Raw genomic sequence first — 12,124 nt, forward strand, 5'->3', positions numbered from 1 at the left:
GGAGGAGGAGTTGACGGCGCTGGCCGCCGACTGGCAGGAGTTCTCCGCCGGCCTCGGCGTCGACGTGCTGCCCGAGGACCTGCCCGGGTGGCTGCGCGGCCTGCTGGTCGGGCGCGGCAAGCGCGTCCGCACCACCATGGCGTACTGGGGCTTCATCGCCGCCGGCGGCCTCCACGGGGAGGCCGGGTACCAGCACATGGTCCGGGCCGCAGCGGCGGTGGAACTGCTCCACCTGTTCGCCCTCGTCCACGACGACGTCATGGACGAGTCCGACCAGCGGCGGGGGCGCCCCTCGGCGCACGTCGAGGCGACCCGCTGGCACGAGCAGGCCGGGGCGCACGGCGATGGAGTGGTGTTCGGCCGCAACCTGGCGATCCTGCTCGGTGACCTGGCCCACACCCTCGCCGACGGGCTGGTGGACGGGCTGCCCCCCGCGATGCGCGCCGCCTGGCACGAGCTCTCGGTGGAACTGATCGCCGGACAGCGCGCCGACCTGACGGGCGCGGCCGCCGGACGCCCCGACCGTCGACACGCCGAACACGTCGCCCGCACCAAGTCCGGGCGCTACACGGTGACCCGGCCCCTGCAACTGGGGGCCGCGGCCGCTCGGGCCCCGCAGCACGTCGTCGACGCCCTCATGGCATGCGGCGACCACCTCGGCATGGCCTTCGCGCTCCGCGACGACCACCTCGGCGTCTGGGGCGACCCCTCCCGTACGGGCAAGCCCGACAGCGACGACCTGTACGAGGGCAAGGCGACCGTGCTGCTGTCGCTGGCCCGCGAGCACCTGACGGGCGATGCCGCCGACCTGCTGGCACGGGTCGGAACGCCGGACTTCCGGCGCGACGACGTCCCCGCGCTCGCCGAGGCGCTCCGCGCGTCCGGTGTCGACGCGATGCTCGAACAGCTGATCGCCGACGAGGTCAGCCAGGGGCTGGCCTGCCTCGAACGGGCGCCGCTCGCCAAGCCTGGGGTCACCGGACTCAGCGAGGCCGCCCGCACCCTCGCCTGGCGGATGGCGTGAGCGCCGCGGCGCGCCGCGGCGACCACGTCATCGTCGTCGGCGCGGGGTTGTCCGGTCTCGCCGCCGCCCTGCACCTCGCCGGCGCGGGCCATCGCGTCACGATCGTGGAGCGCGAGTCGTTCCCCGGCGGGCGCAACGGCATCCTCGAGCGCGACGGGTTCCGCTTCGACACCGGCCCCGTCGTCTTCACGATGGTCCCCCTGCTGGAGGAGGCGTTCCGGGCCGTCGGCCGCACCGTGGGCGACTACGTCACCCTGAAGCTGCTCGACCCGGCGTACCACGCCTTCTTCGCCGACGGGTCGCGCCTGCTCGTCCGCCCCGGCTACGAGAGGATGCGCGAGGTCATCGAGGTGGAGAGCGGCCCGAAGGACGCCCGCGCGTTCGACGACTTCGTGGTCTGGCTGCGCCGCCTCAACGACGTCGAGTTGCCCCACTTCATCGACGCCAACTTCAACTCCCCGCTGGGCCTGTTCCGCTCGCCCACCGCCGCCTTGGACCTGCTGCGCCTGGGGGGCTTCAAGCGTCTCGGACCCGAGGTCGCACGCAGGTTCTCCGACGAGCGCCTGCACCGCGTCTTCAGCTTCCAGGCCATGTACGCCGGTCTCGCTCCCGAGCAGGCGCTGGCGCTGTACGCGGTCATCACCTACATGGACTCCATCGAGGGCGTCTGGTTCCCCGAGGGCGGCATGCACGCCGTACCGGTCGCGATGGCCCGGGCGGCCCAGGACGCCGGGGTGGAGATCCGCTACGACTCCTCGGTCGACCGCGTCTCACGTGCGCCCGGGGGTGCGGCCTCGGGCGTGGTGCTGGAGGGCGGCGAGCGCCTGGCGGCGGACGCAGTCGTGGTGACCGCCGACCTGCCGGTGGCCTACGAGCGGTTCCTGCCCGGCGTGACCGCGCCCCGGGTGGCCCGCCGCGGCCAGTACTCTCCGAGTGCCTTGGTGTGGCACCTCGGCGTCAAGGGCGAGCTGCCCGAGGGGACCGGCCACCACAACATCCACTTCGGGAAAGCCTGGTCGCAGGCGTTCACCGACTTGATGGAAACCGGCATCCCCATGCGGGACCCCTCTCGGTACGTCGCCGTCCCGTCCGTGAACGCGCCGGAGGTCGCCCCGGAGGGCGCGCACACGCTGTACTCGCTCGAGCCGGTGCCGAACCTCCATGTCGGACGCCTCGACTGGACCCGCGAGGGCCCCCGGCTGCGCGACCGGATGCTCACGTTCCTCGACTCGTTCGGGTATCCCACCGACATCGTCGCCGAGGAGCTCGTGACGCCGGCCGACTGGCAGGCCCAGGGCATGGCGGCCGGCACGCCGTTCGCCCTGGCCCACACGCTGATGCAGTCGGGGCCCTTCCGGCCCCGCAACGTGGACAAGCGGGTGCCGGGCCTGTTCTTCGCCGGCTCCGGCACGACGCCGGGCGTCGGCATCCCCATGGTGCTGATCTCGGGAAAGCTCGCCGCCCAGCGCGTCCAGGAGATGGCCCGATGACCGACCTGGCCGCCGGGTACCGGCGCTGCGCGGAACTGACCCGGCAGTACGGCACCACCTACTACTGGGGTGCCCGCCTGCTGCCCCCCGCCCAGCGCCGCGACGTGTTCACCGTGTACGCCCTGTGCCGGCTCGCCGACGACATCGTCGACGAGCCGGACCGCGTCGACCTGGCGGTGCCCCAGGGTGGGACGCCGCGGGAGCGGCTGGCCGCGTTCCGGGCGATGTTCTTCCGGGCGCTGGAGGCAGGATCGGACGAGCCCGTGATGGCCGCCATCGTCGACAGCATCCGCCGGCGCGGCACCGACCCGGAGTGCTTCGAGCGCTTCTTCGACGCCATGGCGTCCGACCTGGATCGTGACGCCTGGTCGACCTGGGAGGAGCTGCGGGACGGGTACATGGAAGGCTCCGCGGCCGTGATCGGGGAGATGATGCTCCCGGTTCTGGAGCCCTACTCGCCCGAGGCGAAGGAGTCGGCCCGGGCGCTGGGCAACGCGTTCCAGCTCACCAACTTCCTGCGCGACGTCGCCGAGGACCTCGACCGCGGGCGGGTCTACCTGCCCCAGGAGGACCTCGCGCGTCACGGCGCCGACCCCTGGCTCCGGACCGTCACGCCCGAGTGGCGAGTCATGATGGCCGAGCAGGTCGCCCGCGCGCGGGAGCTCTACGCCCAGGGCCAGGAGGGCCTGGCGCTGCTCCCGCCGGCCTCGCGGCGCTGCGTCGGGACGGCGCTGGTGCTCTACAGCCGGATCCTCGACCGGATCGAGGCCGCCGACTACGACGTGTTCTCCGGGCGCCTGCGCGTCCCGGACGCCGAGAAGCTCGCCGTCATGCTGCGCTCGGTCGCGCTCGGCGTCCCGCACGTCGACTTCGGACGAGCCGGCGCGGCCGCCTGACCCTCAGCGGGCCAGCAGGCCACGCACCGGGCCGATGAGCGACGCCTACGACATCGGTTGGACGCGCACATCCAGGTGTGTGCTCGAGCGATGGCCCGAGAAGGTGGCAACCGCCGCGGTGGAGTTTGTCTACGGCCCGCTGGCCGAGAGTCCTCACCGGGTGGGCAAGCCATTGCGGTTCGAGTTGGAAGGGCTCCACTCGGCCCGGCGAGGTGACTACCGCATCCTCTACCGGATCGACGACGAGCAGGTGGTCATCGTTGCCATCGAGCACCGCGCCGACGTCCACAAGTAGCCGCGGGTGAACGGGGGGGCCCCGAACGCGCAGTGTCTGACCGCCTCGCTACCCTGTGCCTCATGTTGACCGGAGCGCTGCGCAGCAAGATCGATCGAGTGTGGGACGCGTTCTGGTCCGGCGGCATCTCCAACCCCATGGAGGTGATCGAGCAGATCACGTACCTGATCTTCATCCGCCGCCTCGACGAGCTGCAGACGCTCAAGGAGAACAAGGCGAACCGGCTCGGTGAGCCGATCGAGGACCCGATCTTCAAGCCCGGGCAGCAGCACCTGCGCTGGTCGCGGTTCAAGAACGACGACTCGGCGGTCATGTTCCAGACGCTGGTCGAGGGCGTTTTCCCCTTCCTGCGCGCGCTCGGCGCCGATGGCTCCACCTACTCCTCCCACATGAAGGACGCCCGCTTTACCATCCCCACGCCCGCGCTCCTGGGCAAGGTCGTCGACCTGCTCGACGACGTGCCGCTCGACCGCCGCGACACCAACGGTGACCTGTACGAGTACATGCTGGGCAAGCTGGCGACCTCGGGTCAGAACGGCCAGTTCCGGACGCCGCGGCACATCATCGGCCTCATGGTCGCGATGATGGATCCCCAGCTCGAGGACACCATCTGCGACCCGGCCTGCGGCACGGCGGGGTTCCTGGTGTCGGCGTCCGAGCACCTGCGCGCCGAGCACCCGACCGTTCTCACGGACGCCGCCCAGCGCCACCACTTCCACCACGGCGCCTTCACCGGCTACGACTTCGACTCGACCATGCTGCGCATCGGCAGCATGAACATGCTCATGCACGGGGTCGAGTCGCCCGACATCTCCTACCGCGACTCCCTCTCGCGTGCCGGTGATGCGGACGCCGAGGCCTTCAGCCTGATCCTCGCCAACCCGCCGTTCGCCGGATCGCTCGACTACGAGGCGACCTCGAAGCTGCTGCTGTCGGACGTCAAGACCAAGAAGACCGAGCTGCTATTCCTGGCGCGGTTCCTGCGCCTACTCAAGCCCGGCGGCCGCGCCGCGGTCATCGTGCCGGACGGCGTCCTCTTCGGCTCGTCGAATGCCCACAAGACCCTGCGTCGCAAGCTGGTCGAAGACCAGAAGCTGGACGCCGTCGTGAAGCTTCCCGCCGGTGCGTTCAAGCCGTACGCAGGGGTGTCGACCGCGATCCTGTTCTTCACCAAGACCAACTCGGGCGGCACCGAGGACGTCTGGTTCTACGACCTCCGCGCCGACGGCTGGTCGCTCGATGACAAGCGGACCCCGCTGCTCGATGAGTCGCTGCTCGGCTGTCGGCGTGAGGTGGACGCCCCGGGCGGCGTTCGGTTCGAGCCGCTGGAGCTGTCCGAAGAGCAGCACGAGAAGAACAATCTGCCGGACGTGCTGGCGCGGTGGCGTGATTGGCAACTGAGCTTGTCGAAGTCCGCGGAAGCAGCCCGGGTTCGAACAGAGCAGTCGTTCCTGGTGCCCAGGGCCGACATCGCTGCGGCCGGGTATGACTTGTCGCTGAACCGGTACAAGGAGATCGAACACACGGACGCCGACACCCGCGATCCGTTGGAGATCATTGCGGAGTTGGAGGAGTTGGAAGCCGAGATCCGGCAGGGCCTAGCCGAACTGAAGGCGATGTTGTCGTGAAGACCGTCGCGTTGGGCGAGATTGCGAACATCAACCCGAGGCTGGGCCGCACCATGGCCTCCGACGAACCGGTGTCGTTCGTCCCCATGGCTTACCTGAGTGACCAGTCGGCCGCGGCGACGCCGGAATCGGTGCGTCCGTTCGGTGAGGTGGCCAAGGGCTACACACCCATGCTTGACGGAGATCTCTTGGTCGCCAAGATCACGCCGTGCTTCGAGAACGGCAAGATCGGGCAGGCGCAACTCACAACCCGGGTCGGTATGGGCTCAACGGAGTTTCACGTGGTGCGCCCCTCGGCTGAGATCGACGCGCGGTACCTCCTCCACTTCCTCAGGACCCCTCGGGTGAATCAGGCTGGCCGGTTGCGCATGACAGGTAGCGGGGGGCAACGAAGGGTTCCCGCGGCGTACCTTGAGGAACTCGGCGTGCCGCTCCCACCCCTCGACGAGCAGCGCCGGATCGCGACCATCCTCGACCGAGCGGCTGAGCTGGTGCGGCTGACGGCGCAAGCGACGGCGTTTGAGGGTGCGCTCTTGCGTGGTGCGTTGATGCGAGTCATCGCGAGTCTTGATGATCGACGCGTACCCCTCTCGAGCGAGGCTGACATCGTTTCGGGCATTACAAAGGGTCGGAAGTTGTCGTCAGAGGCCCAAACTCAGGAGGTCCCATATCTGGCGGTCTCGAACGTGCAGGCAGGTCACCTGAACCTGACTTCGGTCAGGACGATCGCAGTGACCCCGGCGGAGCTCGAGCGGTATCGGCTGCAGCGGGACGACCTGCTGCTTACCGAAGGTGGAGACCCTGACAAGTTGGGGCGCGGCACGTTGTGGCGTGAGGAGCTTCCCCTTTCCCTCCATCAGAACCATGTCTTTCGTGTTCGTCTCAAGCGTGGTGCCTCACTGCGGCCCGCGATGCTTGCAGCCTGGGTGGCGAGCTCCGAGTCGCGCCGCTACTTCCTTCGGTCGGCCAAGCAGACGACCGGCATTGCGTCCATCAACAAGGCGCAACTTGGGGAGTTGCCCGTGCCGGTGATGGACGGCGCAACTCAGGCGCGATTCGAATCAGAGCTGAAGGCGATCGAGCGCGCTGTCGAACCCTTGAGACAGCGTCAGGCAGTGGTTCACGTGCTCTTCGAGACAGTGCAAGCGCGCGCGTTCAGCGGAGAACTCTGATGGCTGGCAAGCAACTGCGACTGTTCCTCGTCGACGGAACCCCCGGCGGGCTCACGACGCTGGAGATCGTCAACTGGACCGGTCGGCTCGTGTCGGGGCCTCGATCCGACCTCGCCCAACTGTTGTCCCGCGAAGGTGAGTCGCGGCGTCCGGGTGTGTACATGCTGATTGGCGACGACGAAACCGCCGTCGCGGGCACGCGGTTGTACGTGGGGGAGACCGACGAGATCGCGGGGCGCCTCAAGACCCACCAGCACGAGGTGCGTGGCAAGACTTCTGGACGCCCGTGGTGACGATCACGTCCAAGGACGACAACCTCGCCAAGGGGCCGACGCGCTACCTGGAGTCGCGGTTGTGCGAGATCGCGGCCACGGCGGAGCGCTGCACGCTCGAGAACGGCACGGCTCCGGCGCGTCCGCGCAATGTGGTTTCCAAGTGGCCGTCCACGGCCAGCGCGATCGTGACAGGGCGGTCCTGCAACGGCGCCAGGCGTGGGCGACGGCGTTCGGTCAGACGTTCGGGGCGTGGGAGGAACGCGAGGTCAGGGAGTCCTGAGGTCCTGCAAACCGCCAAACATACAAACAAACAACCATTGATGAACCCGCTGGCCTCGTAGTTTGTCTATTTGTATGTTTGGCCGCGCCTCAGCGGCTCGACCTGCGCCGGAGCGGGCAGGGCTGGCGTCCGTGTCCGAATGTCTTTATGATTCGGACATTGGGACACGAGGAGGTCTGGCATGGAGCTGTACCAGCGGCCAGACCTCGGCGCGCGCGATCACGAGGTTCTGGCTCAGATTCAGGCGCTGCGGACCGAACTGGCGGCGTACCTCCGCGTGCCGACCCGCTGGCAGGGTGCGCTGCGCAGAACCTCTCGGGCCAAGGCGATTCGGGGCTCGAACAGCATCGAGGGCATCAATGCCACGCCGGATGACGCTCTTGCGGTCGTCGACGAGCAACCTCCTCTGACGGCCGACGAGCGTGTCGCTGCAGAGATCACGGCCTACCGACGTGTGCTGACCTACGTGTTGCACATGATCGGCGACCCCGACGTGCGTCCGGACCTGCAGGCGATCAAGTCACTGCACTTCCTGTTGTTGGAACATGACCTGTCCAAGTCGCCGGGGCGGTTCCGGGCGTCCGAGATCTATGTGCACGACGAGGTCGGCGACGCGATTGTGTATGAGGGGCCGGATCCCGAACGCGTCCCGGGGCTCATGAAGGCATTCGCCGACGACCTGTGTGCGGAGGCGACGGGGTCTGCACTGGTTGCCGCAGCCATGGCGCACCTCAACCTGGTGATGATTCACCCCTTCCGAGATGGGAACGGGCGGATGGCTCGCGTGCTCCAAACCTTCGTGTTGGGGCGGGATGGGATCCTCGAGCCGGACTTCTCCAGCATCGAGGAGTGGCTGGGGAGCAACACCGAGGACTACTACCTCGTTCTGGCCAAGACTGGCCGTGGGCGTTGGAACCCCGACGGTGACGCGCTCGACTGGGTGCGCTTCAATCTTCGGGCGCATCACATGCAGGCGCAGACCGTGCGGCGTCGTCTCGACGAGGTCACGGAGATCTGGCGTCAGTTGCAGGAGCTGGGTGAGCCTTTGGGCATCCCTGACCGCTCGTACGACGCGCTCGTCGATGCCGCGTTGGGCTACCGGGTTCAGCGTCCCGGCTATGCGAAGCAGACGGGCGTGGAGGATCGAACTGCCTCCCGGGACCTCAAGGAACTGGTTGACGCTGGCCTTCTCGACTCCTTTGGGCAGACCCGCGGGCGTTACTACGTTGCGGGCGCGCCCATCCGCCAGCTGCGACAGCGGATTCGGGAGAGTCGCGGGCCACTGGAGGACCCCTACCCCGACCTCATGGCATCCATTCGCGAAGCGGTGCGTGAGAGGCCAATGTCTCAATGATTAAGACATTAGGACACGTTGAGCGCAAAGTCTATGCATACACGCGCAAACAGAAGCCTGCGTCGTCATGACCTCCAACTTCGACTTCCTCGCCGCCGAGTGGACGGACGTCCACCCGGATGCTGTGCGCGCCGAGTCGTACGGACGCACCGACCCGCGCACGGCGGTGTTCTACGCCCGGCGCGTCGTCGAGCAGGTCGTCGAGTGGATCTACGACCTCGAGAACCTCCGCGAGCCCTACCGCGACGACCTCGCCGCGCGGCTGGCCGATGACGGGTTCCTCCGCGCGGTCGGTGTCCGTGTCGCCGAGATCGCCCATGCGATCCGCAAGGTCGGCAACGCCGCGGTTCACCGGGCACAGCCGATCAGCGAGGCCGTCGCGCTCGGCGTCCTGCGCGAGCTGCACCGCTTCACCGCCTGGGCAGCGACGCGCTACTCGACGGACCCGCACTGGCGGCGTCCGGCGCCCTTCGACGCTGCCCTGGTGCCCGGACCGCAACCCACCAGCCCACCGCCGCGCACGGCGTCCGAGATCGAGAGCCTGCGCGCCCAGCTCGATCAGCGGGACGCCGCGATGGCCGCCCAGCGCGCCGAGCGGGACGACCTCCAAGCCGAACTGGACGCCCTGCGTGCCCAGATCGCTGCCGCCCAAGCGGCGCAGATCCACCCCGCCGACGTGGACGACTTCGACGAGGCCGACACCCGCGCGCTGTTCATCGACGCCGACCTGCTCGAAGCCGGCTGGGACCTCGCCGAGGCGCGCGACCGCGAATACCCGATCACGGGCATGCCCAACATCGGCGGTGAAGGGTTTGTTGACTACGTGTTGTGGGGCGCCGACGGGCTGCCGCTGGCGATCATCGAGGCCAAGCGGACGCGCCGCGACCCGATCGTGGGGCAGCAGCAGGCCAAGCTGTACGCCGACGCGCTCGAACGCATGACCGGACGCCGCCCCGTCATCTTCTTCTCCAATGGGGCTACCCACCACCTGTGGGACGACGCCGCCGGCTACCCGCCGCGCGAGGTCGCCGGGTTCCTGACGCGGGACGAGCTGGAGCTGATGATCCAGCGTCGCCGCACGCAACTGCCGCTGGCGACGGTGCCTGTGAACTCGACCATCGCCGGGAGGCACTACCAACTGCGCGCCGTGCGGGCGATCGACGACGCACTGGAGGCGCGTCGGCGCCGAGCCCTGCTGGTGATGGCGACCGGTTCGGGCAAGACCCGCACGATCATCGCCCTGGTCGACCAGCTGATGAAGGCCGGCTGGGTGAAGCGGGTGCTGTTCCTGGCCGATCGGGTGGCGCTGGTCAACCAGGCTGCGGGCGCGTTCAAGACGCACCTGCCCGACGCGGCGACGGTCAACCTTGTCACCGAGAAGACGGGCGACGGGCGGGTCTTCGTCGCCACCTACCCGACCATGATGAACCTGGTCGACTCCTACGACGACTCCGGACGCCGCCGATTCGGCCCCGGCTTCTTCGACCTCGTGGTGATCGACGAGGCGCACCGCTCGGTGTACGCCAAGTACGGGGCGCTGTTCTCGTGGTTCGACGCGTACCTGGTGGGGCTGACGGCGACGCCGAAGGACGAGGTCGACCGGAACACGTACGGGTTGTTCCACCTGGAGGATGGCGTCCCGACCGATGCCTACTCGCTGGACGAGGCTGTGGCCGAGGGCTATTTGGTGCCGCCCGTCGGGGTGTCGGTGCCTTTGAAGTTCATGCGGGCGGGCATCCACTACGACCAGCTCAGCGAGGCCGAGAAGGAGCACTGGGACTCGTTGGAGTGGTCGGACGACGACGAGGTGCCGACCGACATCGACCCCGAGGAACTCAACCGCTGGCTGTTCAACACCGACACCGTCGACCAGGCGCTCAAGGTGCTCATGGAGAGCGGCCACCGCGTCGCCGGCGGCGACCGTCTGGGCAAGACGATCGTCTTCGCCAAGAACAACGACCACGCGAAGTTCATCTCCGAGCGCTTCGACCTGGCCTACCCCGAGTTCGCGGGCTCGTTCGCGCGCATCGTCACGTACCGGACCGAGTACGCCCAGTCGCTGATCGACGACTTCTCGAAGCCCGAGTCGGCGCCGCACATCGCGATCTCGGTGGACATGCTCGACACCGGGATCGATGTGCCTGAGGTCGTGAACCTGGTGTTCTTCAAACTGGTGCGCTCGGCGTCCAAGTTCTGGCAGATGGTCGGACGCGGCACCCGCCTGTCGCCTGACCTGTTCGGGCCTGGCTTGGACAAGCAGAACTTCTACATCTTCGACTTCTGCATGAATCTGGAGTACTTCAACCAGCCCGGCGCCGGAGCCGAGGGATCGGTGCAGAAGTCGCTCGGGCAGCGGCTATTCGAGTCGCGGCTGAAGCTGGTGTCGGAGCTGGACGAGGTCGGATCGTCCGAGTTCGATGAGCTGCGATTCGACACGGCAGCGGAACTGCACCGCATCGTGGCGGGGATGAACCTGGACAACTTCGTCGTGCGGCCCCATCGGGCGCTCGTTCAGAAGTACACGGACGCCACCGCGTGGGCGCGGCTGGACGCTGGGTCGGTGTCGGAGATCGCTGAGGGGCTGGCTGGGCTGCCGTCGACTGTGCGTGACGATGATGAGGACGCCAAGCGCTTCGACCTCATCATGCTGACGCTGCAGTTGGCGGTCCTGAGCGGCGATCACCTCGACTTCGAGGCCGGACGGGCACGGGTGCAGGGGATCGCGGCCCGGCTGCTCACGCAGACGACGATCCCGGTGATCGCGGCGCAGGCCGCGGTGTTGGCAGACCTGGCAGGGGACGAGTGGTGGGTCGACGTGACCCTGCCGATGCTGGAGTTTGCTCGGCGTCGAGTCCGTGCCTTGGTGAAGTTCCTGCCGAAGGGCGAGCGGAAGATCGTCTACACCGACTTGGCTGACGAGCTGGGGGAGTCCTCCGAGGTCGAGCTCCGCGGGATCTCGGTCGGCACCAACTGGGAGCGCTTCAAGGCCAAGGCTCGCGCCTACCTGCGCGAGCACGAGGACAACATCGCCTTGCACCGGCTGCGTCACAACCGGCAGCTGACACCGACTGACCTTGATTCGTTGCAGGGACTGTTGGAGGCTTCTGGCGCCGGGAAAGCTGCGGACATTGAGAAGGCTGCCGAGGAGTCGAACGGGCTTGGGTTGTTCGTTCGCTCGCTGGTGGGCTTGGACCGGGCTGCCGCCGCCGAGGCGTTCTCTGAGTTCACCGCAGGCTCGGATCTGAGCGCCGATCAGCTGCGCTTCATCGAGCTGATCATTGAGCACCTGACGGCGAACGGCACGATGCCGGCAAGGCGCCTCTACGAGGCCCCGTTCACGGACTTCGCGTTTGGTGGTCCTGAGGTGCTCTTTGCGGACGCCCAGGTGGCCTACTTGATCGACGTTCTCGGTGGCGTGGAGGCTACAGCGACGCCAGCTTGAGGGCAGCCTTGGGGTGGGGAGGAGCACTGACGTAACCCGTCCAAGCGTGAGCCTACTTGGATAGTGTGGAGCTTGTGAGTTCCACCATGGATAACCGGCTTGTATGACTTGGAGTGCCTCTTGGTGACGGGTGGTGGTCGCTACGGTGGCCGTGGGAGAAGGCTCCGGGTCTCGCCGCTATCCGGCTGAGCGTGATGGCTCGTGAAAGAGATCGGTGGGCTCTGGGGTCGACTCTCCCGGTCGAGGCTGGCCCGGTTCAGGGAATTGG

At 67.9% G+C, this 12,124-nt stretch carries 8 protein-coding genes and 1 pseudogene; all 9 read left to right on the forward strand.

From position 1 onward, the window contains the following. Positions 1–118: 118 nt before the first annotated feature. Positions 119–1,024 (forward strand): annotated as a pseudogene (locus tag J4N02_RS17155) (polyprenyl synthetase family protein); the annotation flags it as partial. After that, the gene (crtI, locus tag J4N02_RS03595) at positions 1,021–2,514 is read left to right on the forward strand and encodes a phytoene desaturase family protein (RefSeq protein ID WP_243760860.1); all 1,494 of its coding nucleotides are present in this window, start codon (positions 1,021–1,023) and stop codon (positions 2,512–2,514) included. The pseudogene J4N02_RS17155 and the gene crtI, both read left to right, overlap by 4 nt. Next, positions 2,511–3,410: a phytoene/squalene synthase family protein gene (locus tag J4N02_RS03600; protein WP_188334158.1), complete on the forward strand. Its 900-nt coding sequence runs from the start codon at positions 2,511–2,513 to the stop codon at positions 3,408–3,410. The genes crtI and J4N02_RS03600 overlap by 4 nt, the downstream gene beginning before the upstream one ends. 34 nt (positions 3,411–3,444) lie before the next feature. Further along, positions 3,445–3,705, forward strand: coding sequence for a type II toxin-antitoxin system RelE/ParE family toxin (locus tag J4N02_RS03605; RefSeq protein ID WP_188334157.1), 261 nt, complete (start codon positions 3,445–3,447; stop codon positions 3,703–3,705). A gap of 62 nt (positions 3,706–3,767) precedes the next feature. Next, positions 3,768–5,333 (forward strand): class I SAM-dependent DNA methyltransferase, encoded by a 1,566-nt coding sequence (locus J4N02_RS03610; protein ID WP_188334156.1) that lies wholly within the window; start codon positions 3,768–3,770, stop codon positions 5,331–5,333. Then, positions 5,330–6,505 (forward strand): restriction endonuclease subunit S, encoded by a 1,176-nt coding sequence (locus J4N02_RS03615; RefSeq protein ID WP_188334155.1) that lies wholly within the window; start codon positions 5,330–5,332, stop codon positions 6,503–6,505. Before J4N02_RS03610 ends, J4N02_RS03615 begins: the two co-directional genes overlap by 4 nt. After that, complete coding sequence (locus J4N02_RS03620) at positions 6,505–6,798, forward strand: hypothetical protein (RefSeq protein WP_188334154.1); 294 nt, start codon at positions 6,505–6,507, stop codon at positions 6,796–6,798. The genes J4N02_RS03615 and J4N02_RS03620 overlap by 1 nt, the downstream gene beginning before the upstream one ends. A gap of 443 nt (positions 6,799–7,241) precedes the next feature. Then, the gene (locus J4N02_RS03625; RefSeq protein ID WP_188334153.1) at positions 7,242–8,414 is read left to right on the forward strand and encodes a Fic family protein; all 1,173 of its coding nucleotides are present in this window, start codon (positions 7,242–7,244) and stop codon (positions 8,412–8,414) included. A gap of 67 nt (positions 8,415–8,481) precedes the next feature. Continuing rightward, entirely contained in the window at positions 8,482–11,856 is a 3,375-nt protein-coding gene (locus J4N02_RS03630) for a DEAD/DEAH box helicase family protein (RefSeq protein ID WP_188334152.1), read from the forward strand. Positions 11,857–12,124 lie beyond the last annotated feature (268 nt).

The sequence above is a fragment of the Propioniciclava sp. MC1595 genome (genome assembly GCF_017569205.1).
In the GTDB taxonomy this organism is placed as follows: Bacteria; Actinomycetota; Actinomycetes; order Propionibacteriales; family Propionibacteriaceae; genus Propioniciclava.

Coding starts and splice junctions, on each gene's coding strand:
- J4N02_RS03605 (WP_188334157.1), top strand. CDS start 3,445: ATGAGCGACGCCTACGACATCGGTTGGACGCGCACATCCAGGTGTGTG.
- J4N02_RS03600 (WP_188334158.1), top strand. CDS start 2,511: ATGACCGACCTGGCCGCCGGGTACCGGCGCTGCGCGGAACTGACCCGG.
- J4N02_RS03610 (WP_188334156.1), top strand. CDS start 3,768: ATGTTGACCGGAGCGCTGCGCAGCAAGATCGATCGAGTGTGGGACGCG.
- J4N02_RS03625 (WP_188334153.1), top strand. CDS start 7,242: ATGGAGCTGTACCAGCGGCCAGACCTCGGCGCGCGCGATCACGAGGTT.
- J4N02_RS03630 (WP_188334152.1), top strand. CDS start 8,482: ATGACCTCCAACTTCGACTTCCTCGCCGCCGAGTGGACGGACGTCCAC.
- J4N02_RS03620 (WP_188334154.1), top strand. CDS start 6,505: ATGGCTGGCAAGCAACTGCGACTGTTCCTCGTCGACGGAACCCCCGGC.